This is a genomic window from Paenibacillus sp. V4I7 (assembly GCF_030817275.1).
Lineage (GTDB): Bacteria > Bacillota > Bacilli > Paenibacillales > NBRC-103111 > Paenibacillus_E.
Window position 1 is genome coordinate 2,844,528 of record NZ_JAUSZD010000002.1, and the last position, 25,612, is coordinate 2,870,139.

A 25,612-nucleotide genomic window follows, 5' to 3' on the forward strand; every position below is an offset into this window, starting at 1 on the left:
CGATTCTAGTAGTGGCAGAAGGAGGGTAGAAGCTTCATAGATTGCCTGACAAAATTTAAATTTCGGAGGTTATAAGCGAAATGAAACAATGGACACGAACAATCGCGGGTTTCTTGGGTCTTCTCATGGTTGTTTCCTTATTATTGCCCTACGGATCGACGCGCGCGGCGGAGCTGCCCTCCTATCCTTATGGGCAAGTGTTGGACCACCGTCAAATGGAGCTCGCGCCTGGCGCGGTTTACAACTGGTATGACATGAAGCTGGTCAGAGGGCTTGAGAAAGTACATACCGTTGAGTTCGATCCGTCGAATCCGATGTTAGAGCTTCAGGCGGGCACGAAATCCGGCAAAGTGTACGGGATGCAAGGCGTTACGCAAATGGCAGCCTATGCGGATCAACCCGGCAACAGGGTAATTGCCGGCATTAACGGAGATTTCTACGATTTGAGCAATCATGGAATGGGTGTTCCGAATGGCTTGTTCATGGGCGAAGGCAAAATTCTGAACACGCCTGACGTCAACAATGCCGTGTTCGTCATGAATGAAGACGGCACGACAAAAATCGGTCCTACCCCCAAGCTGACGCGGACGGTAACGATCGGCGGCGTGACGAGTACGATTACGCATATTAACCGTTACCGCGCGGATAATCAGCTTGTCCTCTATACGAATGACTACGCCGATTCGACCAAGACTACATCACTGGGTGACGAAGTCATTCTGGACATTGTGGAAGGGGACGTCCGAAGCGGTCAGACGATGCGGCTCAAGGTGGCGGAATTCCGCAAGGATCAGGGGAATTCTCCGCTGTCGCCAGGCAAAATCGTTCTCTCGGCGCATGGCGCGGCACGGTCGATCATCGAGGGGCTGCAAGCTGGAGACGAAGTGACCGCGGCGTTCGAGCTGGCTAGCGGCTGGGGCGGCGCCAAAGTGGCGATGAGCGGAATAATGATGATTAGAGACGGCGTTCTGCTAGATAACGTTCAGCCATCCGGCGTTCATCCTCGCACGGCCATAGGCACGAAGGCAGACGGTAAGATCGTCATGATGGAAGTTGACGGAAGAGCGCCGAGCTTCAGCGAAGGCGTGGAAACAAGCGAGCTCGGCCAAATGATGCAAAACTTGGGCGTCACGAATGCGATCAATCTGGACGGCGGCGGCTCCTCTACCTTTGTTGCGCGGCTTCCAGGCGAATTGATGTTCAAAATGCTAAACCGCGGCTCCGATGGCGGAGAACGGGCGACCGGTAACTCGTTGCTGCTCGTCAACAAGGCGCCGGAAGGTTCGGCAGCGAAGCTCGTCGTGAAGCCGAATCTGGAGCGGGTACTGGCCGGCTCTAAGATTCAGCTTAGCGTCGCCGCGGTCGACGCAGCCGGACATCCGGCTGCGTTCGAAGGAACGCCGGCTTGGCAGGTTAATCCGGCGATCGGCTCGATCGATACGAACGGCGTGTTTACGGCAGGTTCGACAGCAGGCTCGGCGGAGATTCAAGTAAATGCCGGCGGTCTTGCGGGAACGGGCGAAGTCGAAGTGGTCGCGGAGCTGACAGAGCTGAAATTCCCGGATACGGAGAAAGCGGTTGAATCCGGATCCACGGTTACGGTGTCTGTTAAGGCGCTGCGCAACGGACAGGAAATCAAGGCCGACAATGGCAGCTTCGAGTGGCGCGTCGAAGGGGACATCGGAACGCTCAGCGCGGCCGGCGTCTTCAGCGCGACGACCGCCAGCGGCAAAAGCGGCAAAATTTACGCGAAGTACGGCGCAGTCGAGACGTCGATGACTGTGAACGTAGGAACGCCGCCTTATATGCTGGAAAACTTCGAGAACGGGATTTCCCGGTATTTGCGTACGGCTGGCGCTAATTACAACAAAGCGATCGCCAGTGTCACGACGGAAGACGAGTACGTACGATTCGGCAGCGCGGCGCTGAAGCTGGAATACGATTTTATCGGGAAAATCGGGACGACTGGAGCTTACTTGCAAACGATCAATCGGACGAACTACTTGAGGATTCCCGGCTATCCGACCAAGATCAGCTTGTGGGTGTACGGAGACAACAGCGGAAACTGGCTTCGTGCGCAAATGCGGGATAAGGACGGTGCTGGAGGCGCGACGCCGATCAACTTTACATCGGAAACGGTGGGTGTCAATTGGAAAGGCTGGAAGTATGTTGAAGCGGACGTGCCGACAGGTCTTACGCCTCCACTGACGCTGGATCTTCCCGTTCGCCTGATGACGACATCCAAAAATCCGCCAGTCAAGGGCGCGGGCGCCATCTACGTCGACGATATCCGGGCGGTTTACGGGCCGGTGAACGACGACTTCGAGCCACCGATCATTAAGAACATGACGCCGGCTGAAGGCAGAACGGTCAATACGAATAAACCGGTCATCCGGGCGATCGGCGAAGACGCCGGCTACGATCCGCAGCAGCATCCGGGAACGACGCTTATCGACCCTAACAAAATTTCGTTCTACGTCGATGACGTACTCGTTCCGCATACGCTGTATCCGCCGGAAGGAAAAATCAGCTACACGCCGGAAATTCCGCTTGCTGACGGTATCCACAAGGCCATGGTTAAGATTCGCGACCTATCAGGAAACCGGGCGGAGAAGGAATGGACGTTCAATGTGGATACGGGGTCTTCCAAGTTCGTGTTCGACACCCCGGCTGAAGTGTATGCGGGCAATACGCACAGCCTGGATATTAAAGGCTTTAGAATGGAAGGCATTAGCGGCGGTGAGATAAGTTACGCCTTCGATCCGGCCAAGGTTGACAGCCTGCAGGTCGTACCGGGCGACAAGCTGTCGGCAAGTCAGGTACAGTCGAATATTGACGCTGCGGCAGGAACAGTGCTCGTGAAGCTGGCGGGCCTGCAAGGCGTTTCGCTCAAAGACAGCGACGTGCTCGCGCACATCCGATACCGTGTGAAGCCAACGGCCGAGGGCAGCAATGTCATTGCGTTCCGTTCGGGTAAAATTTCATTGGCGTCCGCGCCGGGAGCGAGCGCTGTATTTTTTGGCTTGCCGATCCAGTCCTTGATCAAATATCCTCTGACGCTTGGATGGAACACAACCGGTGTTGTGGAGGGGTATCCGACCGAGTTCTCGGTAACGAATGAAAGCGGCGAGCCTGTCGCCGGCGCAACCGTCATGGCGGACGGTGTGGTTGTCGGCATCACGGACGAGGCAGGGAAGCTTGTGACGAGCACGCTTACCCAATCCGTCAAGATGTACAAGCTGCAAGCTTTTAAAGAACCGTTCTACAGCTCGGTCATGACGTTCGCCGTTTCGAAGCGGACCGGTTCGCTGACGCCGTACAACGTCAGTGCGACGATAGGAGCAAATCCTACAACGTCACACGGCTTTACGTGGCACACGCATCCGGATGCCCAGGGAACCGAAGTGGAAGTCTCGGAGCTGGTCGGATTTACGGACTGGAGCGGCACTAATGTACGGAAGCTTACGGGAACGTCCGAACTGTTCGTTACGTACGATATCGGCACCGTCCGAGTGCATAAGGCGCTCGTGGAAAATCTGAATCCCGGGACGGAGTATGTGTACCGGCTTGGCGACGGAGCTGGAAATTACAGTTCACAAGGTTCGTTCAAGACCGCTTCCACGCTGGAAGATACGGTGAAGTTCCTGTTCTTCGGCGACTCTCAAGCTTCGGATAAAGCCGGGTACGCCTTGTGGGGCGCGACGGTGGATAAGGCGTTCGAGTTCATGTCCGATCCCGATTTCATCGTGCATGCGGGCGACCTAGTCGACAACGGTTACAAGGAGAACGAATGGAACATGTGGTTCGAGGCGGCGCAGCGCGAGCTGATGAATACGACGCTCGTTGCGACACTCGGGAACCACGAAGTGACGGGAATAAACGGAAAGAGCGACTTTACGAACCATTTCAACCAGCCGGGCAACGGACTTGAGTCGCTCAAAGGAACTAATTTCTCGTTCGATTACGGCGAGGTCCATTTCGTCATGCTGAACAGCGAAGAACAATACGCGGAGCAGAAGGAATGGCTGAGAGGGGATCTCGCTGCGACCGACAAGAAATGGAAAGTGGTTATGTTCCACCGCGGCCCGTACGGCAGCATTTACGATACGGAAATCGTCCGCAGGGAATGGACTCCGGTGTTCGACGAGTTCAGCGTCGACCTCGTCTTGAACGGCCACGATCATATTTATTTGAGAACGTCGATGAAGAATGGCGCGTCTGCTGCTTTGGGCAAAGGTACCGCTTATGTCACCCCCGGCTCGACCGGTCCTAAGTTCTACGGCTTAACACGCAGAGATTGGACGCAAGTTATCGACGAGGAAATGACGCAAATGTACGCCGCGATTGAAATCGTTGGAGATCAGCTGACTTTCGTTACGAGTACCGTCGGCGGGCGCGAAGTCGACCGGTTCCTACTGGTGAAAGACAGCGTGCCCCCGGTAACGACGGCGGTTTACGGCACCACAAATGCGTCCGGCTGGTTCAAGGAGGACGTGACGGTTCAACTGGTGTCGACGGACAACCGGGGTGTCAAGGAAATCGTCTACCTTCTCGAGGGCGCTATGACACAGGAGGAAACGGTCGTAAGCGGCTCTGCTGCCGCGATTCCTATCAACCAGGAAGGCGTTACAACGATTCGGTACGCTGCTGTTGATCACAGCGGCAACAAGGAGCGGGAGCAGGAGCTTGTCATCCGGCTGGATAAAACGGCTCCGATTGTGGAAGTGACAGGAGCAGGCACTTACAGCGTTGACCAGACGATTACGGTGGCATGCACCGCCTCCGATTCGGTTTCCGGAGTCGTCTATAATCCGTGCACCGAACCGCTTGTCTCCATGGAAGCTTACAAACTCGGCGCGGGCGTCCATACGCTGACTGTGCATGCGCAGGATGCGGCGGGCAATATGGCATACGTACAAGTTTCCTACGAGGTGATTGTCACCTTGGACGGACTCAGCCGCCTGACCAAGCAGCTAGTGGAAGGGCCTGGAGCTCACGGTATCGTGAACGCTCTTCAAGAGAAGCTGAGTAAAGGAAATATTAACGCTTATATCAACCAGGTCGAAGCACTCGGAAGAGAAGGAAAGATCAAGGAAGCGCAAGTACTGATCGACTTCGCGAGCATGCTGTAAGAAGTGAAAACAATCAAAGCCGTCCGAGAGGACGGCTTTGTTGCGTTGATGAAAAATTTCTATATGTATGTAAAAAGCAAATTTAAAAAATAAATGAACCAGATTAAATACGGATACTCTGCTAAAAGAACTTTGGATTACCTATGCAGGCACTGTTTGTTAATCGTTGTTCGTGTTGGAAGCGTATCACCGTAAATCTTGGAGGCTAGCCGGGCAGTTGTTCGACTCCGTCGGTTACGCGGTAATCAGGGAAGACTGGGAGAATAATCAGGTTACACCCATTCCCTGGTCGATTAAATAAATGATGGAATCCAATATATTTTATTGGCAAATACGCTAACGGAAAACTATAGAATTAACATCAATGGATGAAGCTGCCGGCACTATCGGCAGCTTCATTACGTTAACTGGCAGGAATCTTGAATATATTGAAGAAACAAATAAATGAAAAGCACGGTAAGACAATGTAGGGGGAAACATGAAAAAAATAGTTTTTAGTGTAGTCCTTATTTTTATCGTTTCAGGAATTATATTAGCACCATGGGTAACTGTAAACTTTGCGGAACACAGAGCTATAAACACGTTTAAGGGACAATGGAAAAACGTATCGGATGGATGTGGTTTCAACTGCAAAGATTGTGGTGTTAAAACCTCAGAAAAAGTTCTGTTCGGTCGGAAAGTGGTTATAGAGTATGCATGTGGTTTGTTACCTTCTGATTCCCCTGAATTTCATCAGAAGAAAGAAATGTTTGTATCATTTTTAGGAACTGTTCATTAAACTACCGAGGAACTATAGCTCAATAGACATCAGGAGAAGGATTCCGACAGAATAGAACGGCAGCTTTCTCAGCTAACGTGCAGGATACAACACAACGCAGAATCACTTTATATCTGGAAACCCAAAGTTATCTAAAATGAGCTTGAGTATAAGGAGGTATTATGAACTCGAAGAATGAAAATAAAAAATTACGCGAGTCATTTGAACAAGCCGCGAATATTTATCAGCAGGCACGTCCGGATTACCCGGAAGAATTGTTCGATGATTTAATCTATGCGACAAATTTGAATCCTGGTGATCGTTTGTTGGAAGTGGGTTGTGCTACAGGAAAGGCTACTCTTCCGTTAGCCAAGCGTGGATTTAATATCACGTGCATTGAACTTGGCGCTGAACTCGCTGCAGTTGCCCGTCAAAACCTTGTCGGAATGGATATTGACATAATCAACGGGATCTTCGAAGACTGGCAACCGGAAGTGGAGAATGGGTTTGATCTGGTATTCGCTGCAACCGCTTGGAATTGGGTTGATCCCGAAGTTCGGTACATGAAGGCATGGGAGATCCTTCGTCCCGGCGGACACCTGGCATTTTGGAACGCAGATCACGTTTTTCCAGACGGTGGAGACCCATTCTTCCGTGAAATTCAAACCGTTTACTATGAGATCGGCGAAGTTAAATCGGTAGACAATAACGATTGGCCGCGACCAGGGGAACTTCACGTGCAAAGAGATGAGATTGAGAAAAGCGGCCTTTTTGAGGTTGTTCACATACGACATTTTGATTGGGAGCGCATTTATCATGTTGACGAGTACATTAAACTCTTCGAAACCTTCTCCGGACACATACTTATGAAAGAATGGAAACGTGAAAAACTCTTCAACGAAATCCGAGTTCGCCTTAATAGTCGCCAAGAAAAGTCGGTTCGCCGCCACTGGGGCGCTGTTCTCCATGTCGCCCGTCGAAAAGATTGACAATGGAGATAATGGCTTTTTATCGTTAAGTGAATTCGCAGGATTTCACCCTATGGTAAGGGTGAGTGAAGAAGTTCGAGCATATTTAGTTAAAGGGCATGACCCTGATAAAGTCAAGCGTTTGCCTGGTGGGGGCTTTTTTTGTTTTCCCATGAATTTCACTTGCATATCGTATCCGAAAAAGCGCGATCAGTATTTGCTCCAGCTGGCTGCTGTCGCGAGCTTTGGTTAATATTGCTTACTTAAGGGAAATGTAAGGAAAAATGGAAATGGAGACTGAATATGCGGGCAATGTGGCGAGGCACAATCAGCTTTGGGTTGGTGAATATTCCGGTTAGCATGTATAAAGCGTCGGAAGAACAAAAGACAAGTTTTCGTAGCTTGCATGCATCTTGTCAGCAGCCCGTACAGTACAAAAAATGGTGTCCCTCATGTCACCGCGAGGTTCAGCAGCAAGAGATCATACGAGGCTACGAGTATACTCCAGGGAATTACATTACGATGACGGACGAAGACATGGACAAGTTACCACTTCCTTCGTTAAGGACGATTGAAATTCTTCACTTTACGGACCAGGATAGCATAGATCCGATTTATTACGAAAATGCATATTACTTGGGACCGGCTGAATTCGGTGGCAGATCGTATAAACTTCTTCATGCTGCTTTGAGGCAAACGGGAATGGTCGCAGTAGCTAAGATCTCCTTTCGAACAAGTGAGCATTTGGCCGTCCTAAGATTGTATCGCAATTGTCTTGTGCTGAATCTCATTTATTATCCAACGGAAATACGAGCAGTGAGAGAAGTGCCTGGACTCGAAGGGGATGGGCAGTTTACCGAGTCCGAGCTTCAAATGGCCGTGCAATTAATCAACCAAATCAGCGGGGTTTTCCGAAACGATTATCGAAGCAACTATGAAGCTGCACTCCAACAGCTCATTCAAGCCAAGATTCAAAACAGGGCGATTGAGCAGCCTCGAATTTCCCCAGTCATTGACCTGATGGAAGCACTTCAACAAAGCTTAGCGGCTCACCGCCAACCAGCTGTGATGGTTCCTGATACTCCTCCTGTTGTTTTTCCTACAGCATCGATGCTTCCGAATGGAGCTCATACAACCACTTCAACAGCAATACCGAGACGGCTGAGATAATTAGTGGGCTCCAAGAGAAAGGGAACTCACAAAAGCAACAAGGCAAAAACATCATAAGGGTTCGGAATCCGCCATTGGGGCGGTTTTTTAATTCAGTGGAGAAGACAAAGAATCGAACCTAGGAGGGAATTTGCATGCAAACACCATTTCCTTGATGAACCTCTAAAACATGACCTGATTGATGTACAGGATGAGCGCTTCCCCCCATAGAATCATACTATGCGCCATGCTATAATCCGAGTAATTATTACCTTTTTTCCCAACGATGCACATAACTCCGCTTAATCGATTTATCTTTTCGGGTATTATCAGGAATCGTTATTGGGAAGATTGGAAGCGCTTTTATAAGAGGGGGAATCGACAATGAAATAGGTGATAGATAATGGGATTGCGGGGTGTAGTTACTAATTGAAGGAGGGATTTTATTATGATGAAAAAAGTCTTAAGTAGTTTGGTGATGGGAAGTCTATTGATGACTTCATCTTATATTGTTGCAGGTAGTAAAGTAGAGGCAGCAGTGATTACTTCAATACCTAATACGACTAAGGTTGAAAGGAGCTATGATACTAGCTTTTTATCCGTACCTGGTTATGCTTCTTTAGGAGTAAATGATAGAAGTAGTTATGTGGGAACATCTTATTATCGTACAGTTAGTAATGGAAGAGAGTTTTTACAGGCCATTCTGGATGCGAGTAAAGGTACTGTTAAAGTAATTGAAGTTACGGATAATATTAACTTAGGATGGACTGAATTAGCTCTAGATTCAACTGAAAAATCAAAGTATAGTTTCATTACAAATTATTCGAAACCATCGAATGGATTCACGAATCCATTGTTAATCGCTTCTGGAATATCTAAATTAAGCATTTCAAATGTAGATGGGTTAACCATCTTCTCAACATCAGGCAAGACTATTAGGCATGCGGAAATAAAACTGCAGGGTTCATCTAACGATATTGTCATTAGAAATCTCAATTTTGATGAAATGTGGCAATGGGACGACTCGGGGAAGCATAAAGAGGTAGGTTGGTCATTTATCAAGGTGAATGGCGCTAACAATGTATGGATAGACCACTGTAAGTTTTCTATAGCGGCAGATGGAATGATTGACATGGAAAACGGTTCATCCAATGTATCGTTTACTTGGAATGAATTCGGATTAGAAGCAACTGAAGATCCAGATGAGAGCAGTTCTATTTATCAGTCAATCGAATATATGGAGCAAAAGTATGCAGCAGGTGCATTGGACCCATCAACCAGCGTTTACTATAAAATGCGTAACGAAGGCGCTACCAAAAATCAGATTATGGCTTATGCAGCCTATCACTCTAAAGTTCATTTGGTAGGCTCCGGCGATAAGGATTATACGAACTATATTAGTCCTACTGGAGTCGAGGTCAAAGATGGAAATCAAAGAGTTAGATTGACTATGGCGTACAATCGTTATACGAATGTTGGACAACGTTTGCCAATGATTCGTCAAGGAGCTGGCCATGTATTTAATAATTATTTTGATAATTCGACGCATCAGAATGTAATGGATAGTGTATATGCTATCTCAAAATATGGCGGAGATACATTATCACGTGGAGTGAATGCAAGAAATGGTGCTTCGATTGCAGCAGATACAAATGTTTATAATGCTTTTAATGAACCGCTGATAGGTGCAGAGCGTCAAGGTGACGATATTGGAAATATGAGTGCACCTTTTAATGAGTTATTTAAAGATGCGATCAACCATAGTTTAATTGTAAATTCAAAAGTAACAAATAGCAGCGGATCTTATATAGGAAGCAGCTGGGATAATAATGGTGATAATTTGTTTACCAAGGGAATCACTTGGTATGACAAATCAACAATCGGGAAATGGGCTTGGTCTTCACATATCGTCGGGGTAGAAAATATGAGTAAAACGAACCCGCCAAGCACACCTTTTACTTTCACCTATGATTACAATGAGCAATTGCCTTATGCGTATAAAACCGTTCCACTAAACAGTGTTGTACCAACAGTAGTAAAATACGCTGGGATATCAAAAAAAGTTGATTTCAGTGCTGCTGACTGGTTAAAAACAAACTATATGGATGCATATTCGACTATTAAAGCAGAAAGTTACAACAAGAACCACTGAACCCAAAAAAATGGAGTGGCCGTCAAATAAATTGGCGGTTTTTTTTATTTTAAGGATGTAAGTTCTTGTCTTTTTCGCAAGATAAGAACAAATATCCTTTGCTCTGAACTGACTTGGATTACCAAACTACGTTGTAGTAAATGATGAAATTTTCCTATAGGTGGCCAAAGCCAAGACAAAACAGGAGAGTCCTGTATTTAGTCATCTCCGCGAGTGGATCGGTTTGCCCAGCTACATCAAGGGTTTGATCAAAGATTAAAGCTGCAAAAGTTGAGTTATGTTTCAACAATGGTCGCTAGTTTTAAGTGGCTGATACTCCAATTCTTGTATTGCTTTATTAATTCGATATTGCCTTGGCATCGATACAAACGCGACTTCAAAGCGGGTAAGAGGAGGTGCTGTTTTTATATGAAAAAGTCGCCAAATAAATTCGGTCAAGTAAGCGAAAGCACTGGCGAGTGCTCCAGGAATATTTTTCTGTGGTAAAGTTATCCCCATTTTTTCTGCTCTTTGCGTAAATAATTGCCGAGCCGTAATTGCGTGACCATCCGTTATAAGATAGATGCCTTTATCTTTCCCATTTTGCAGAGCTAAGTGAATAGCTTCCACCACATTATCAACGTGGACACGTTCGATCAGGGTTTTGCCGTGATCAACCCATGTGAATTTGTTGCTCGCAACCATGTTTTGAAGCATATCTGAGAAGGAATCGCCGGGTCCATAGATAAAGGTTGGGCGAAGAATGACACAATGTATATTACCTGTATAGGCAAGTATGGTCTTTTCAGCCAGAAGTTTGGATTGACCATAAAAAGAATTTGGTTTCTTGGGACAAATAGTGGTCTCATCGACACCTAGCAGCGGCTTGCGATCTTGCATAACAGATTCCGAGCTGATGTAGATGAAGCGTCCCACATGTTGTTTGTCAGCTGCCAGCAAGAGATTCTCTGTAGCTTTTGTCACCAAGGTATAAAAGGTATTCCACTCTCCCCATACTTCAATAATGGAAGCGCAGTGTACGACGACATCTATTCCTTGCAATGCTTGGCTCCATGTTGGTATATCTTCCAAAGAACCATGTACAACCTGGACTTGCAGCTCTTCAAGTAACTGAACACTTTTTTTGGATCTGGCCAGTCCCCATACATTATGACCCTCAGAAACGAGTCGGCGTATCAGATTTTTGCCAACAAATCCAGATCCTCCAGTTACAAATATGTTCACGATTCCAACACTCCTCTATTCATAGCTCATCATATTTAACCTTTATTGAGATAAGTGCTATAATAATTCTAAAAGGAAACTATACCATTCGGTATAACTATAACAATTAGTATAGTTATTGGTCAAGGGGGGAACAAATATGCCTAAACCAAAGACGGATTCGCGTGATCGGTTAATCGAGACAGCATCCCGATTATTTCAACAACAGGGCTATCAGGGGACAGGTTTATCGCAAATTGTTGAGGAGAGTGGTGCTCCGCGCGGATCGGTGTATTTTTTGTTTCCAGGTGGTAAAGAAGAACTCGCCATCGAAGCCATAAAACAATCCACATCATTGGTTCGTAAACAAATTGAAATAGCAGCTAGCAATTGTCATACGGTTGAAGAATGGATCCGTCGTCTGGCATCTCATTTTATTCAAGATTTAGAAGAATCGGATTATTTACGGGGCTGTCCGATAACAACAGTGACATTGGAATCAGTTCCGGATTCTCCGGCTTTACAAAAGGTTTGTCGGCAAGCATATGAAAGTTGGCTCGAGGACATCACTGGCTTCCTTGTTCAATTTAATTTCGAAAAGGATACTGCCTACGAGCTTTCTGTATTTTTGCTCAGTGCAGTCGAAGGGGCACTTATTCTATGCCGCGCAAAAGGTTCAACGGAACCTCTTGTGATCGCCATCAAATTCATCATCGAAATGGTTAAAGCAAAGCAAAATGGAATACTCAGTGATTTCATTAATGGAGAATAAGGGAGTTTGCGGATTAAATCCAGACCCCTAGACAGCGCGCTGAACCGTATCATATTTAGAGCGAAATTTCGAAAATCAGCAGTGATAGCGTTTTTAAATCAGAAAACAAAGGGCGTCCAGTAGGGCGCCCTTTACATTTCGCATATATATACCATAACGCTGAAGGAGAAGTTTCTCTGCGCAACCCCGCGAAGAAAAATTAGCGGAATTGTGAAGATCTCACAGCCGCATCGACGTTACATCGCCCCGACCAGGTCCTATATAATTTCAGGCAGGGGGACTGCATCGATGAACGATATATGGCTCATTACCGATGGGAGTTCCTCTCCGTATTGAGCTTGCGGCAGTACTCGACGGTTTGATCTGATTGGCTTTTGGGACGCGGGCGCCATTCTGAGGAACGGCTCGAACATCTCGAGCCTCACGATCGCAGCTTCGATATGGGTAGTAGCGCGGTCGGACTCTGCACAATCGCCGCTATCGCGAGGTTAAGATACAGGTGGAGTACCGTCCGGGCAATCTGGGCGCCATCATCAGCAGGCAGGCTGTCGGCTATGACATTCAAATCGACAAAGTCAAGTCGATCATGAGCATGAGGACTTCTCGGGAGGAACTGAGCGGCCTGTCAGTACTTTCCGCTTTCACCTGAAAAACGTCCGCGACCAGTCGCTTGTCCAGACTATGGAAGAGATGGATGCTACCGCAGCTCTCATCAGTTGGGAATTTGATACATCGATGCCGTCCCATCCGAACAAACAAAACGATTTACTTCGTTATCATTGAAGGAGTTGTACTCATGCGCATTTACATCATTAGGCACGCCGATCCGGACTACGAGAACGACACTATCACTCCTCGTGGGCACCTGGAGGCAAAAGCGCTGGCACAGCGGATGCTCCGGGAAAACATCGACAGCATCTACTGCTCTCCCTTGCAGAGAGCTCAGCACACGATGAACTATACCCGAGAATTGATAGGCTTACCGTTCGAAACGCAAGACTGGTTGGCCGAGATTCAGAACTGGCAAACGCTCGATACTAAGGGCCGCCCTATCCCGGCCTGGAATGTGGATGGAGAAATTATACGCGGCCGGATGCCGCTGTTGACGAGCGACAATTTTCATGAGGCTGAGCCTTTCTCTAACCCGGCCATCCGCCAGGGTTTCGCAGAAATCCGGTCCCATTCGGACCGCTTTATGGAGGAAATGGGTTTCCGCAGGGAAGGAGGGCGGTACCGTATTCTGAAGCCGAACGAGCGCAAAATTGCTGTTTTCTGCCATATGGGTTTTGCCCTCGCATGGCTTGCACACCTGCTGGAAATGCCGCTTCCGCTGCTGTGGTCTGGATTTTGGCTGGCGCCTAGCTCGGTGACGACGATTCTAATGGATACCCGTTCCGAGCAGTGGGCGGTACCCCGCTGCCTGGGCATCGGTGACGTTTCCCACCTTTATGACACCAAACTGCCGGTCAGCAGGCAAGGCATCATTGCGAATTTTTACTGATTCTTTAAAGCAAAACTTAAGAAACTTGCGTTATAATAAAAACAACCGCTGATAATAACTCTTTCATAACGGTAAGGAAAGGATGAGGACTTTGAGCGGAAAACCTTATTATCCCGCAAATTTCGTAACTCCCAAAAACCGGCCTCCGGGCGTTCTTGCGACGGAATTCTACCGTAAGGAGCACGGTTACTTCTGTCATCGTCCCAAAGGAACGCGGGACTGGCTGATCATGTACACCGTTTCCGGCACTGGTATTGTCGAAAGCGCTTCCCATGCGTACGAATGCAAGTACGGCGACGTCGTACTGATCGCTCCCGGAACGCCGCAGGAATTTTACACCGCTGAAAACAGCATATGGGAGAAAATGTGGTGTCATTTCACGCCGCGGCCGAGCTTCTACAGTTGGCTGTCCTTCACCGAGAATGTGGGTGGCGTTCTCTATTTGCGGCTGGACGAGTCCTCTGTCCGGGACAATGTGCACAAAGCTTTCGAACGATTGCTGCATCACAACCAGTCTGGCGGACCAATGTCGGAAGAATTGGCCGTGAATGCCCTAGAAGAAATCATATTGCTGCTCTCCAAGCATCAGAGGGAGAAAGAGCAAGCTGTGCTGGATCCGCGGATTCAGGAAGTCGTTCAATTTCTGATGCAAAATTACGCGCAGCAAATCCAGCTGAACGACCTTGCCCAAATGGTATGCTTGTCCCCGTCGAGATTGACGCATTTGTTCAAGGAGCAGGTCGGCCGCTCGATCACGGACATCCTCCAGAAGCATCGGCTGAAGCAGGCGGCTAGGCTCCTTCTATCCACGAATAAATCGATTCTGGATATATGCACGGAAGTCGGCTTCAATTCGCCGGCATTCTTTACCCGGAAGTTCATGTCATTCTATGGCACAAGCCCCGGCATGTACCGGAAACAGAACAAGTTGGAAGGGATGAAAGAGAGCTCGTTAGCATAGCCGAATCGATGTGTAACAAGAAAAATCATTCAGGCTTCAGCCTGAATGATTTTTTATTTGTGCGCAATATTCCTATGTTTACAGCGATTTAACACGCTTTTTACCATCCGTTTACAAAGCCGTAAGAGTCAGCAGAATCGTACAGGTTAATAGCGGATTCGTCACTTACTTGACTCATATCTCGTTGTTACAATGAACCTATATCAATCAGGCATGCAGATTGATTTTCCAGTGAAACATGCGAGGAGGGTTATTCAAGTTCCTTACCATGTAAACGCCTTATTGGAATGCAATCAAATGTACAACGGTTGAACCATTTCGAATTACGAGGGGGAATACATGAGTCATGAAAAAATACGGTCATTTAATGTTATCGGTCATCATGCTTATCGGCGTTATTCTGTCAGGTTGCACGAAGGAAGAAAATTCCGGAAATGCTGCCTCGGAGCCGAAGAAGGACGGGTCAGCGGCGCCGCCGCAGCAAGTGACGATCACGATGTGGAACCGCCTGGGGAAAACCACGTTTGACAGCGTGATCGCAGGATTCCAGCAGAAGTATCCGAATATTATGGTGAAGCTGGAAAATATGCCAGAAGGAGGCGGCGATGTTGCACAATTCCAGGCGGCGATCAACGGCAACGAATTACCCGACGTCTTCGTCCGCCCGACCGGGTATACGATCTCGCAGCTGGTCAAGCTGGGCAAAGTCCACAGCCTCAATGAGGTGTTCCCTGCGAACACCCACGGCAATTATACGGACGGCACGTTCGCGGAAGGCTACGGCAGCATCGGAGGAACCGTCTACACGTTCCCATTGTATTCTTCCCTGCACGGTGCGCTGATGATGTATTACAACAAAAAAGTACTTGGAGGTCTAGGCTACACGGAAGCGGACATTCCCAAATCATGGGACGAGTTCATCACGTTCGGGAAAGAGCTCAACAAGAAATCCGGCGGCAAAACGTACGCGCTGGCTTTCGGCGCAGCGACAAACTATTTGTCTACGTTCCTGCTGAACCAGCTTTCGGCACCGATTACGCCGGAATCCGGATTTAACTACAAGACGGGTCAATACAACTACAACACGCAGGGATATATCGAAACGATGCAATACTTAAAGAAGGCTTATGACCAGAAAGTGCTGCATCCCGCCACGATCGATGCGGATACAGGTAAAGCATACTCATTGATCAAAACAGGCGAAGCCGCCTTCATGATCGGGGGCAACTGGAGCGGCGATTACCTGAGCTCGGATGACAAAGGCGGCGCCGAACCCTTCACGGCCAAGGATTGGGGAGTCGTACCTATCCCGTCCAAAAACGGCGGTCCGCAGTTTCAATATTTCGAAGGCGGTTCCGGTGAAAGCCTATACGTTTCGAAAGAAACGAAGCACTGGCCGGAAGTGAAGACCTTCCTTGAGTATCTGAACGAGAATATGTATGCCGAAGTGGTCAAATCCGGTCAAACGCTGCCTTCCAAAAAAATCGAACTGGTTAAAGGTGCAGAGCCGCGGTTCGAGCAATATAAAAAAATCTCTCAAATGATGGTGGAATTCAAGCGACTGACGCCGACCGTCTACAAGAAGAATCCCGCCGCAACTGAAGTGATGTCGCAATACAGAGGCTACGCGCCGAAAGAGAACATCGGCACGATCTTCCTCGGTTACCTCCAAGGCCAGCTCAAGGATTTAGAGAAACCACTCCAAAAGCTGACCGAAGATAACAACAACGCGCTGAAACGCGCCATCGGCGGATCCGGCGGTGCCGTGAAGCCGGAAGACTTTATTTTCTCGGATTGGGTGCCGGGGGAAAACTACAAGAAGTAACGACTAACAAGACAAAAAAGAGCCACGGCTTCTCGCAACCTTAAGCTGCCCGGGATACTGCGGGCAGCCGTGTTTTTCTTTTTTCGGGAGAATCAGGAGGGATTGCATGCGGACCGGGAATACACGAACAAAAATCAATCCGCAGCTTCGCCGTAAGTATATTTGGGCCTACATTTTTATATTGCCCCAGTTACTTTATTTTTTGCTTGCGTCCATGTATCCGATCGTGATGAGCTACGTCTATTCCTTCTACGAATGGGACGGTCTGGGGCCGCTCGTCAACTTCGTGGGCTTCGCCAATTACGCCGAGCTGCTTCGCGACGACATGTTCTGGAACAGCTTTTACAACGCCTTGATCTACGGGGTTTCTGCCACGGCGCTGACGATTGTCGTTTCGTTCCTGCTGGCGCTCGTGCTGAATGACGCCTCCATGAAGGGGAGATCGATCTACCGCACGCTCTATTTCCTGCCGGTCGTGACCGTTTCGTCGATCATCGGCATTATCATGAACAACATATTCGGGATTCAAGGCTTTGCAAACCAGTTTCTGCAAAGTCTCGGCTGGATCGACGAGCCGATCCGGTTTTGGCTGGACCCTGTGCTGGCGATGATCATGCTCATTCTGGTCGGTTCGTGGAAGCATATCGGTGTCGTGATGATTTACTGGTTGGCGGGATTGCAAATGATTCCGGCTGATTTGTACGAAGCCGCAAAAATGGACGGGGCGGGCTATTGGAAGATGCTGATGAAGATTACACTGCCGCTTCTGAAGCCGGTATCGGCGACCATTCTTCTCTTGACCTTCGGAGGCAGCCTGCATGTTTTCGACCTGGTCAAAACGTTAACCGACGGCGGCCCCTATCATCATACGGAAACAATCGAGTTGTTCATCTACCAGTACGCGTTTGCCACCCAGTTTGGAGGCGCTAGAGTCGGTTACGCTTCGGCCGCCGGCGTATATCTCGGATTGTTCGTGTTGCTGATCAGCTTGTTCTTCGGTTGGCTGGGCATGAAAGCGGGAGGCGACGGCAAGAAGAGCAAACTCGCCGGAAGAGGAGGAGAAGCATGACAAGCTCCAAAACGGCACGCGCGATCATTCACTTCTTGTTGATCGCCGTCGGTATTGTCTGGATCTATCCGTTCGTGTGGATGGTGTCGTCCTCGCTGAAAGACAACGTCACATTTTATAAAGCTGCCATCAATCCAATCCCTGAGGTGTTCATGTGGGAGAACTACTCTCGGGCATGGGATGTGGCGAACATCTCCCAGTATTTCGTGAACTCTGTCGTCATTACATTGTCGACCGTCGTGATCGTGGTGATATTAAGCTGTCTGACGGGCTATGCGCTCGGAACGGTGGCGTTTCCGGGACGGACGGCGATGATCGGATTTATCGTGTCGCTGCAGTTCATTCCGAAAGGCTACACGATCATTCCGCTGTACCAGCTCGTCAAGTTTTTGGGGATCAAGGACTCGTATCTTGGCCTGATTTTTGCGGAGTCGTCAGGTGCGCATGTCTTGTTCATCCTGCTGTTCGCCGCCTTTTTCTCCAGATTTCCGAAAGAAATCGAGGAGTCAGCGCTCATTGACGGTGCAGGTTTCGTGAAGACGTTCGCGCGCGTGGCGATGCCGAACTCGATGCCTATTGTCGCGACTGCGGCGATCATGCAATTCATCTGGACATGGAGCTCGTTCCTGACTCCGCTGGTGCTGACCATTACGAAGCCTGGACTGAAGACGCTGGCGGTCGGCATGCTGTCCTTTACAGAATTGTACGGCACCGACTGGACCGGGATGGCCGCCGGGGCGACGATCTCTCTCGTTCCCGTCATACTTGTGTTCATTTTCATGCAGCGTTATTTCTACGAGGGGATTTCGGGAGCTGTCAAAAGCTAGAAGAGAAAGCTTGAGCATGAGGGGAAACGATGAACGCGAGTTGCAATAGAACCATTTCGCTTGGAAAAGGCAGCACCCTGTTCGTGACGTCCCTTCAGCTTGCTTAATACATTCGGTAACATTCATTCACATCATTTGGGAGGCATATACGTATGAATATTTCCAACTCGTTGAACGTTTTCGAAATCCATCATCCGATCGAGCAGCAAATTCGCAGATGCAAGGAAGCGGGCTTCCTCTCGCTGGATTTCAATTATTGGGATTATCAGGAGATTGTCGCAAAAATGACCTGGCAAGAGGAGGAGGCGTGGGCGAGAAACATCCGAGCAGCTGCCGATGCTCACGGGGTGCGCTTTACGCAAATGCACGGACCTGTCCATGGGGGCTCTTTTACCGAAATGGTCATGAGCCTGAATGTCGAGTCGTTTCTCGAAATGGCGTCGCGGTCGCTGCGGATGGCGGGCATTCTGGACGTGCCGTGGGTCGTCTTCCATCCGAGCCCACTGTCACTCCGAGGGGAAGAATCGCACCGGGAAGTTCTCGAATACAACGTCGAATTTTATCGCAAACTGCTTCCCGTTATGGAAGAGACAAGCGTCGGGATCGCGCTGGAGAACATTTTCGACCGGACCGGCGGCGAAACGGGGCTCTACCGCAGAATCTATTGCGCGATCCCCGAACAGCTGGCGGAGCTGCTAACAAAGCTCGATCATCCGCTATTCGGCGCGTGCTGGGATACGGGTCACGGCCACCGGCAGGGTCTGCGTCAGGCACCTTCGATCCGCATGCTGGGCAAATGGCTGAAGACGCTGCACATCCAGGACAACAACGGCATCTACGACCAGCATTTGCTGCCGTACCAGGGCACGATCGATTGGAAGGAAGTCGTGTCCACGCTGCGTGAAGTCGGCTACCCGGGCGACTTCACGTATGAAGCGCACAATTCGGTGCGGACACTGCCGGACGGTATGCGTGACGCGGCGCTGCAATACGCATACACGACAGCAAAATTCGTGTTGCAGAACGGCTAATATAGCCGACATATGGACAAAGCCCCGGGTTTTTCTCGGGGCTTTCATTTTGGGGAGATGAGGTGAAGCCTATGAAATTCCATTCGTTAAGGATGATACTTGGTTTATTTCTGATCTTTGGCTTATTAGCGCAGTCCGCATGCGTATCTTCTTCGACCGAATCGGAAACAGACGGTATATTGAATGTGCATATGCTGTCGCATGACGACGGGCGAAATGATTCGTTTATTTTCGAGCTCCCGAACGGCGAAGTCATGGTCGTAGACAATCAGAATGGCGAAGCATTGGCGGCTAAACTCGGCGACCTGGGCATCGATTCGATCCAGTATCTGGTCGGGTCCCACCAGCATGTCGATCATATAGGAGGTTTCTTCGATTTCCTCTATACCGGGTTTCCGGTCGACAACACGAAAGTTTATTATCCCCATGGGGCCATCAATCGAACCAACTCCGAATACGCCAATTTGGAGAACGCCGCCAAGAACCGCAGCTTGACCATCGAGTACCTCGCGGAAGACGATTATATCATGAACACGAACTACAATGATAAACCCCTGATCGTCAAGGTGATCGGACCCCTTACCAAGAGAATCGACGGGGGCAGAGACGATTATACGAACGTCAATGACGCTTCGCTCGTGCTCAAAATCACGTACGGGACGAAATCCATTCTGATGATGGGCGACGGGAAATCGTTGACCGAATCCGATTTGATAGCGGATCGAAACGACGATTTGGACGGGATTCAGGTTCTGAAAATCGGCCACCACGGGATCAAGGACGTCGAACAGTGGGCCGCCAGCGGGAAGTTCCTGGATCGGCTCGGCGTTTCGAAGGTTTTGATCGCTAACGGTACGCATGACATTGCCGTCACGATCGTCAATACGTTGCAAGAGCGGAAGATTCCCTATTGGACGACGGGGCATTACGGCGTCAAGGGACCCGATGTGAAGCTTTCGACCGATGGCACGAACGACTGGACGACCGAATCGGAACCTTATTGGAAGCCCGGAGATGTGGGGACGACCTATTATTTTATCGAGCACGAAGGAGATAAGAGGAATACGAACGGCCTGCGCCGGTTGTACAACGACACGCCGATCGGCAGAGACGTGGCACTTAGCGACTCGCAGTGGGGCGGCTATCATATCCGGTGGCAGCTGATCGATGCAGGCGACGGGTATTATTACATCCAGAACATGAAATTTGGGACGAGATTGTATGCAACAGCGGACGGGTCCGACGTTTATCAAGCGCCAGGCACCGAGACGAGCGACAACGTCAAATGGAAATTGGCCGATAAGGATACGACGTGGAAGTTTATCGAAAATAAAGCCGTCCAGGGCCGGCTGCACGCGCAATCGGATGAAGAATGGCTCGTTAGATTGATAGGCACCGCTGATACCGACACGAATATTCAGTGGAAGCTCGTCCCCATTCCGTTAGGATCCTGAGCTCTCTTGCGAGGGAAGGCCATGTTACCCTTTCGGGATTTGCCGGTACTGCTATTCAAGGGAGCAATGGATTTGATTTTACTCAGCCATGTACTTTATCGATAACTGGTAATTAGGCGTCCACTCATGCGGGTGAACGCTTTTTTTTAGCAGGGTGGAGGAGATTGGTGATCATTCTAGATGAAGGAATCTATATTAGGCGATGGTTGTAGTGTGATTGCCTCCCAGCTGCGATTAAGCTTCCTCGGTACGATTCAATTTTCTTACCGTACGAAACCTGGATAAGCTTATTCGGGTTTAGGTAGTCGACTGCAGATTTTCAGAATGATAAGGAACCGGGAAACTAAGATAAAAGCGTTCCAAGTCCGCTTTAAGTTTGATAAACATTACATCATTGGACTAACGGAGTACGATAGTGGAATAACTAGGGAGCAAATTGCTGCGGCATTTGCTCCCTAGTTTCATTGAAGTAACGGGGAGTTATTAGTTAAATTGAGATATCCTGAACCGTAGCCGGCTGAATTTTTCTGCAATATACTCCAGAACACGTACCTGAGCTGAATCTTGCCTTTTTGGTTTAGAATGGTAACAGAAGATACGATTTCATGAGGGGGTTGCAGTAGTATGAACAAAACAGACCGTTTGTTAGCCATCGTGCTTGAGTTGCAACGTAAAGAGGTTTTGCGAGCTGAGGATTTGGCAGCTAAATTCGAGATAAGTCTGAGGACCATCTACCGAGATATGCAGGCTCTTAGCGAAGCGGGAGTGCCATTGGTAGGGTCTACCGGCCGGGGATATTCCTTAATGGAGGGGTATTTCCTGCCGCCGATCAGTTTCACAGTGGAAGAAGCTGTGACTTTACTCATAGGGATGGATTTTATTGAACAAAAATTTGACGCCAACTATGGCATCAAGGCCCAAACTTCCCGTGGGAAAATCGAAGTCATCCTGCCAGAGAATGTTCGCAGAGAGGCATGTCGGGTACGTAAGACCATGCGGCTGCTGACTTCTGGTAAAGACGAAACTTACAGACAAGAGAAAGAGTATATCGAAACGATCCGTCGCGCAATATTGGAGGAGCGGAAGGTAAGATTCCGTTATTCGAAGAGTGTGCCCGAAGTCGATGGGAATCGTCATAGTGTTCGTGTTGCCGCACCTTATGGACTTGTGCTTGTTCAAGGAACATGGATGCTTATAGCCCATTGTGATCTACGGCAAGAAATTCGCCATTTCCGGTTGTCTAGGATGGCTGAACTTAACATTTTGGAGTACCGATTTAATGTACCGTCCGATTTTAATTTGTATGATTACAAGCCCCAGGATGACCGCAACATATGTGTATGCATTCTGGTTAATCGTGACATTGCGGATAAAGTGAAGGAATCGAACAACTATTACATGGAAACAGCAGAGGATCATCCGGATGGATTACTTGTTAACTTTCGCGTTCGTCAGCCCGAGGACTTACTGCATTGGGTGCTCGGTTGGGGAGCGGATGTCGTTGTGCTGGAGCCGGAATCCTTCCGGAATCGGGTTCGCGATGAAGCTGAAAAAATGTTAAAACGTTACTGACATGCTGTTGTCAGTAGCGTTTTAATATAATCACATCAGGCGTCAAATTGAATACCGTGATCGATCGAATGAAAGAAATCATACCGAAGCTTGAAAAGGCATCTATGCAGAATACCAAGCCTCATCCGCGATTCGGTGCACTAAATGAAAAAGAATGGTTTTTGCTCATCGAAATGCACTACCGTCCCATGGCAAGTCAGCACCGTTGCGTCGGATGTCTCCCAATGATTGTTTGATATATTACTCTCCACGAACCCTTGTTTTACTTGAACTATACTAGCTAAGAGCTTAAATGGCACTTCCTCTTTTGTTTACAACTTTATTTTTCAGATTTGACATTACTACGATTTCGTACTAAAGTGGAATTAAATCCCTTCACTTCCGACTTAAAGGAGCCTTTAACGCGTTCGGATTAGTTTACGCTGCTGATCCTGCTGTTTCGAGGCGATATGCCGATGTTGGGGCTGGCCGCCGAAATGGGGCTCCGCTCAGCTCGATGACGAGCATCGCCAAGCGGTTTGAACGCAAAGGGTATATCGCCCGCACCACTTCCCCGCTGTACCAGCGGGTGAAACTCGTCAACTTGACGCAGGAAGGGCGGCAACTCGCGAATGAGTGGCGGGGGATCATGCAGGCGATGTTAAGTCGGGTAGAGGAAGTACTTACTACACAAGAGCTGGAACAATTCACGGTTCTAATACTCAAGGTCGCGCGTGCGTTCCAAGATAATGGATCGTTGAAACCGCAAGAGAAGAAAGCGTCGTCTAGGAAAATCACCATCGAGGAGTGATCGGTTCATGTCGGATTTTTTATCCTAATACTACGAAATCGTACTAAAGTGGCGGTTCGACATACGGATCATCATTTACACGAGGCAAAGGCGGAGTCGTCAAGACGAGCATCGCAGCAACGATGGCGTTTAAGCTGGCGGGGCAGGGGCTGCGCACGCTCGTTATCAGCACAATGCGGCACACAGTTTGGCGGACGTTGTCGGCTACTTGAACCGGATCCGGCATATTGTGTTCGGCGGTTCGTAACCTTCAGCGCTGATGTACCGGGGCCGCACAGAGACGATTCGGGAGGAAGGGGAAGCGGTCATTCCCGAGCTGGCCATTTCTTTCGCCGCCAAGGCGGATTTGGATTTGACGCAAACCGGTAATGAGTTGACGGTGCACGTAGGGGCTTACAAGTGAAAGGTTGTGTTGCCGCGGTCGCTCATGAGCCGTGCGGTGTAGGCGCAAAGTTCGTAGAGGAACGGCTGCTGGAGCATTTTGACAGGGTGGAGAGGCTGTTTGGGCAATTGGAGCAGCGGCAGGCGAAGCAGCATGTAAGAAACTCCTCGGTCAAGGAGTGCCAGCAGGCTTCCACCGCTCAAATTAAAGAATGGAGTGAAAGCCATGAATTCAAAAGTAATCACCTCACATCTTCTTGCAAAGATCGCGGGTTACATTCTCATTGTAATTGGAACATTACACCTGCTCCTTGGGATCATAGGAGACTTTAATACAACCCCCGAGCGATGGACAACGATTGCTAGGTCCGGTTTCTGGAATACGATAGTCCCTCCTTGGATAAATGAATATATACCCCTACAGCTCACTTTTTGGACACAACCCGGCAGCTTTGCTATTCCGCTTTCGATTCTTGGTTGTCTCATCGTCTGGAACGCAGCGAAACGTCAGGCACTTCCGAGTTTTCTCGGATGGCTTTTGCTGGTGTTCGCTCTGATCACTTGCATTATGGCGCCGGTAGGCGGCTTCTGGCCAAATCTGCTTGCAGCCATTTTGATTATCATCTATACAAATCGGCAGAAGCAAAATGAAGAGCATTGAGAGGAAGTCCTTGCCTGACAGTAGGAACTTCTAGCTCCTTTGCCGCAGCTTGTTTTAAGCGAGGGTAAACATTAGGATAACCCAGCCCACCAAAAAGGCGCCTAAGGGAGTGTTTAGAGGAAAATATTCCATCATTAAAGATTGAATCTCATCCTTAGTTGCGATCTGAATTTAGGATAGTTAGGGCGTTTTAAAAAAAAGTTGGACCCGGTGGTCTTAACATCAAGTATGTTCGGAATAATCATTTTGACTCCGTTTCTTCACAATTAAATAGAAAAATCCGCCATAAACCGTGGTTTTGATGAAAGTACGACCAAACACCAACGCACGGAGGCGGATACCTTGAGTTTAGCACGACTTTCATCGAAGTACTATCCCGTAGGTCATGTTTGTTTTTATCAAATATATTTGATGAGGTGAGATGTATGAAATCTTTGTGGAAATACTCAGACATTTTTCTGATTGCTACTGGCATCCTGCACAATTTAATTGGATTCATCCTTCGTTGGGATATTTTTCTTGACATTATCGATAGCGGAGTATGGAACACTCTTTTCTCACATGATGATCGGATGTCTTTTTTTTGGCTTATATCGTCAGGGTTCTTTTGGATTGTATTGGGACACGTTCTTCATTTCTATATTAAAAAATACAACAGTCCTGTGCCGAAAATGGTTGGATGGTATTTACTTGGATATGCAGTGATCTTAGTTATATTGATGCCTACAACTGGTGGCTGGTTATTCTTCCCACAAGCTTACATAATTTTACGAGCAAAGCAATAGGTAGTCATCCAGCAAATAATCAAAAAAGCTGCGATTTACGCGACTTTTAATGTGAAAAAGGGAAAAACCAAATTTCTATTGAACTTCTGGTTACCGCTAAATTTCAATATAAAAGGACCGAATCCAAGCGTTCTGGAGTAAGTTTATGGGTGTTTATGATGCATTTTAACGATTCAACTACCGGGGAACGATAGTTGAGGGGCTTGCTTTTCGGAGCTCCTCTTTTGTTTGAAAGTAACGAGAGTTTAACTGAACTAACAAATACCATTTTAGAAGGCATCCGAAAACAATAGATCGGGCAGTCTTCTCAGTTAACGGGCAGTTTAGCGGAAGAAGGAACTTGGTAGAGACGAGGAAATATATTTAAAAGAAGCGTATAAGATTGCGGAGAAATTATGACTACAAAAGAGAAACTAGAGTTTTTATTAAGAGAAACTGTTTTTGATTTAATGGATGGAGATTTAATAAAAATCCAAACAAAATTAATAGAAGAACTTACAATCGAGGACATAAAAGAAGAACTAAATCACTGGGATACACTAACTCTTCCCCCTTTTGAGCAAAATGTGATCTTGCCTACTTTTCCTAACAAGGATTTTTAAATTTAATGTTCATGCATATG

General features: G+C 48.2%; 22 protein-coding genes. 20 read left to right on the forward strand and 2 right to left on the reverse strand.

What is annotated here, in order from left to right:
• Positions 1 to 80 precede the first annotated feature (80 nt).
• The 5 genes from QFZ80_RS14180 to QFZ80_RS14200 all read left to right on the forward strand — a co-directional run bounded on the left by QFZ80_RS14180 (position 81) and on the right by QFZ80_RS14200 (position 10,158).
• Positions 81 to 5,132, forward strand: a complete 5,052-nt coding sequence (locus QFZ80_RS14180; RefSeq protein ID WP_307559492.1) for a phosphodiester glycosidase family protein — start codon at positions 81 to 83, stop codon at positions 5,130 to 5,132.
• Positions 5,133 to 5,610: 478 nt separating this feature from the next.
• On the forward strand, positions 5,611 to 5,910 hold the full coding sequence (locus tag QFZ80_RS14185; RefSeq protein WP_307546035.1) for a hypothetical protein: 300 nt from the start codon (positions 5,611 to 5,613) through the stop codon (positions 5,908 to 5,910).
• A 161-nt stretch (positions 5,911 to 6,071) separates the two neighbouring features.
• Complete coding sequence (locus QFZ80_RS14190; RefSeq protein ID WP_307546034.1) at positions 6,072 to 6,878, forward strand: class I SAM-dependent methyltransferase; 807 nt, start codon at positions 6,072 to 6,074, stop codon at positions 6,876 to 6,878.
• Between the two features lie 282 nt (positions 6,879 to 7,160).
• The gene (gene ku / locus QFZ80_RS14195; protein WP_307559495.1) at positions 7,161 to 8,027 is read left to right on the forward strand and encodes a non-homologous end joining protein Ku; all 867 of its coding nucleotides are present in this window, start codon (positions 7,161 to 7,163) and stop codon (positions 8,025 to 8,027) included.
• A 427-nt stretch (positions 8,028 to 8,454) separates the two neighbouring features.
• Entirely contained in the window at positions 8,455 to 10,158 is a 1,704-nt protein-coding gene (locus QFZ80_RS14200; protein ID WP_307546032.1) for a pectate lyase family protein, read from the forward strand.
• A 282-nt stretch (positions 10,159 to 10,440) separates the two neighbouring features.
• Here the strand turns inward: QFZ80_RS14200 and QFZ80_RS14205 are convergent, their stop codons facing one another.
• The gene (locus QFZ80_RS14205; RefSeq protein WP_307546031.1) at positions 10,441 to 11,382 is read right to left on the reverse strand and encodes an NAD-dependent epimerase/dehydratase family protein; all 942 of its coding nucleotides are present in this window, start codon (positions 11,380 to 11,382) and stop codon (positions 10,441 to 10,443) included.
• 139 nt (positions 11,383 to 11,521) lie between these two features.
• Here QFZ80_RS14205 and QFZ80_RS14210 point away from each other — a divergent pair, with 139 nt between their 5' ends.
• From QFZ80_RS14210 to QFZ80_RS14260, 12 genes are all read left to right on the forward strand, one after another.
• Positions 11,522 to 12,133 (forward strand): TetR/AcrR family transcriptional regulator, encoded by a 612-nt coding sequence (locus QFZ80_RS14210; protein WP_307546030.1) that lies wholly within the window; start codon positions 11,522 to 11,524, stop codon positions 12,131 to 12,133.
• Between the two features lie 796 nt (positions 12,134 to 12,929).
• A complete protein-coding gene (locus QFZ80_RS14215; protein WP_307559497.1) occupies positions 12,930 to 13,634 on the forward strand; it encodes a histidine phosphatase family protein in 705 nt (234 codons plus the stop codon).
• A 91-nt stretch (positions 13,635 to 13,725) separates the two neighbouring features.
• Positions 13,726 to 14,595: an arabinose operon transcriptional regulator AraC gene (gene araC, locus QFZ80_RS14220; protein ID WP_307559499.1), complete on the forward strand. Its 870-nt coding sequence runs from the start codon at positions 13,726 to 13,728 to the stop codon at positions 14,593 to 14,595.
• A gap of 346 nt (positions 14,596 to 14,941) precedes the next feature.
• The gene (locus QFZ80_RS14225; RefSeq protein WP_307559501.1) at positions 14,942 to 16,420 is read left to right on the forward strand and encodes an ABC transporter substrate-binding protein; all 1,479 of its coding nucleotides are present in this window, start codon (positions 14,942 to 14,944) and stop codon (positions 16,418 to 16,420) included.
• A gap of 106 nt (positions 16,421 to 16,526) precedes the next feature.
• Positions 16,527 to 17,489, forward strand: a complete 963-nt coding sequence (locus QFZ80_RS14230) for a carbohydrate ABC transporter permease (protein ID WP_307546026.1) — start codon at positions 16,527 to 16,529, stop codon at positions 17,487 to 17,489.
• The gene (locus QFZ80_RS14235; RefSeq protein ID WP_307546025.1) at positions 17,486 to 18,316 is read left to right on the forward strand and encodes a carbohydrate ABC transporter permease; all 831 of its coding nucleotides are present in this window, start codon (positions 17,486 to 17,488) and stop codon (positions 18,314 to 18,316) included. The genes QFZ80_RS14230 and QFZ80_RS14235 overlap by 4 nt, the downstream gene beginning before the upstream one ends.
• 152 nt (positions 18,317 to 18,468) lie before the next feature.
• Positions 18,469 to 19,347, forward strand: coding sequence for a sugar phosphate isomerase/epimerase family protein (locus QFZ80_RS14240; protein ID WP_307559504.1), 879 nt, complete (start codon positions 18,469 to 18,471; stop codon positions 19,345 to 19,347).
• Positions 19,348 to 19,418: 71 nt separating this feature from the next.
• Positions 19,419 to 20,801: a hypothetical protein gene (locus QFZ80_RS14245; protein ID WP_307559506.1), complete on the forward strand. Its 1,383-nt coding sequence runs from the start codon at positions 19,419 to 19,421 to the stop codon at positions 20,799 to 20,801.
• Between the two features lie 624 nt (positions 20,802 to 21,425).
• Positions 21,426 to 22,373: a helix-turn-helix transcriptional regulator gene (locus tag QFZ80_RS14250; RefSeq protein ID WP_307559508.1), complete on the forward strand. Its 948-nt coding sequence runs from the start codon at positions 21,426 to 21,428 to the stop codon at positions 22,371 to 22,373.
• Between the two features lie 583 nt (positions 22,374 to 22,956).
• On the forward strand, positions 22,957 to 23,163 hold the full coding sequence (locus QFZ80_RS14255; RefSeq protein ID WP_307559511.1) for a hypothetical protein: 207 nt from the start codon (positions 22,957 to 22,959) through the stop codon (positions 23,161 to 23,163).
• 110 nt (positions 23,164 to 23,273) lie between these two features.
• Complete coding sequence (locus tag QFZ80_RS38970; protein ID WP_373460400.1) at positions 23,274 to 23,375, forward strand: hypothetical protein; 102 nt, start codon at positions 23,274 to 23,276, stop codon at positions 23,373 to 23,375.
• Positions 23,376 to 23,422: 47 nt separating this feature from the next.
• Entirely contained in the window at positions 23,423 to 23,566 is a 144-nt protein-coding gene (locus QFZ80_RS14260) for a hypothetical protein (protein ID WP_307559513.1), read from the forward strand.
• Here the strand turns inward: QFZ80_RS14260 and QFZ80_RS14265 are convergent.
• Positions 23,557 to 23,772: a hypothetical protein gene (locus QFZ80_RS14265; RefSeq protein ID WP_307559515.1), complete on the reverse strand. Its 216-nt coding sequence runs from the start codon at positions 23,770 to 23,772 to the stop codon at positions 23,557 to 23,559. The two genes, QFZ80_RS14260 and QFZ80_RS14265, sit on opposite strands and share 10 nt — an antisense overlap.
• Here QFZ80_RS14265 and QFZ80_RS14270 point away from each other — a divergent pair.
• From QFZ80_RS14270 to QFZ80_RS14280, 3 genes are all read left to right on the forward strand, one after another.
• The gene (locus tag QFZ80_RS14270) at positions 23,771 to 24,205 is read left to right on the forward strand and encodes a DUF6463 family protein (RefSeq protein WP_307546017.1); all 435 of its coding nucleotides are present in this window, start codon (positions 23,771 to 23,773) and stop codon (positions 24,203 to 24,205) included. The genes QFZ80_RS14265 and QFZ80_RS14270 overlap by 2 nt on opposite strands.
• A gap of 425 nt (positions 24,206 to 24,630) precedes the next feature.
• The gene (locus QFZ80_RS14275) at positions 24,631 to 24,990 is read left to right on the forward strand and encodes a DUF6463 family protein (protein WP_307559518.1); all 360 of its coding nucleotides are present in this window, start codon (positions 24,631 to 24,633) and stop codon (positions 24,988 to 24,990) included.
• A gap of 395 nt (positions 24,991 to 25,385) precedes the next feature.
• Positions 25,386 to 25,592: a hypothetical protein gene (locus tag QFZ80_RS14280; protein ID WP_307559519.1), complete on the forward strand. Its 207-nt coding sequence runs from the start codon at positions 25,386 to 25,388 to the stop codon at positions 25,590 to 25,592.
• The last annotated feature ends 20 nt before the right edge of the window (positions 25,593 to 25,612 follow it).

Bases quoted from the DNA above. Each gene is read 5' to 3' on its own strand.
- QFZ80_RS14265 (WP_307559515.1), bottom strand. From the start codon at position 23,772: ATGGCTTTCACTCCATTCTTTAATTTGAGCGGTGGAAGCCTGCTGGCA.
- QFZ80_RS14190 (WP_307546034.1), top strand. From the start codon at position 6,072: ATGAACTCGAAGAATGAAAATAAAAAATTACGCGAGTCATTTGAACAA.
- QFZ80_RS14180 (WP_307559492.1), top strand. From the start codon at position 81: ATGAAACAATGGACACGAACAATCGCGGGTTTCTTGGGTCTTCTCATG.
- QFZ80_RS14210 (WP_307546030.1), top strand. From the start codon at position 11,522: ATGCCTAAACCAAAGACGGATTCGCGTGATCGGTTAATCGAGACAGCA.
- QFZ80_RS14215 (WP_307559497.1), top strand. From the start codon at position 12,930: ATGCGCATTTACATCATTAGGCACGCCGATCCGGACTACGAGAACGAC.
- QFZ80_RS14240 (WP_307559504.1), top strand. From the start codon at position 18,469: ATGAATATTTCCAACTCGTTGAACGTTTTCGAAATCCATCATCCGATC.
- QFZ80_RS14275 (WP_307559518.1), top strand. From the start codon at position 24,631: ATGAAATCTTTGTGGAAATACTCAGACATTTTTCTGATTGCTACTGGC.
- QFZ80_RS14185 (WP_307546035.1), top strand. From the start codon at position 5,611: ATGAAAAAAATAGTTTTTAGTGTAGTCCTTATTTTTATCGTTTCAGGA.
- QFZ80_RS14250 (WP_307559508.1), top strand. From the start codon at position 21,426: ATGAACAAAACAGACCGTTTGTTAGCCATCGTGCTTGAGTTGCAACGT.
- ku (WP_307559495.1), top strand. From the start codon at position 7,161: ATGCGGGCAATGTGGCGAGGCACAATCAGCTTTGGGTTGGTGAATATT.
- QFZ80_RS14270 (WP_307546017.1), top strand. From the start codon at position 23,771: ATGAATTCAAAAGTAATCACCTCACATCTTCTTGCAAAGATCGCGGGT.
- QFZ80_RS14235 (WP_307546025.1), top strand. From the start codon at position 17,486: ATGACAAGCTCCAAAACGGCACGCGCGATCATTCACTTCTTGTTGATC.
- QFZ80_RS14225 (WP_307559501.1), top strand. From the start codon at position 14,942: ATGAAAAAATACGGTCATTTAATGTTATCGGTCATCATGCTTATCGGC.
- QFZ80_RS14280 (WP_307559519.1), top strand. From the start codon at position 25,386: ATGACTACAAAAGAGAAACTAGAGTTTTTATTAAGAGAAACTGTTTTT.
- QFZ80_RS14245 (WP_307559506.1), top strand. From the start codon at position 19,419: ATGAAATTCCATTCGTTAAGGATGATACTTGGTTTATTTCTGATCTTT.
- QFZ80_RS14260 (WP_307559513.1), top strand. From the start codon at position 23,423: ATGTACCGGGGCCGCACAGAGACGATTCGGGAGGAAGGGGAAGCGGTC.
- QFZ80_RS14200 (WP_307546032.1), top strand. From the start codon at position 8,455: ATGATGAAAAAAGTCTTAAGTAGTTTGGTGATGGGAAGTCTATTGATG.
- QFZ80_RS14230 (WP_307546026.1), top strand. From the start codon at position 16,527: ATGCGGACCGGGAATACACGAACAAAAATCAATCCGCAGCTTCGCCGT.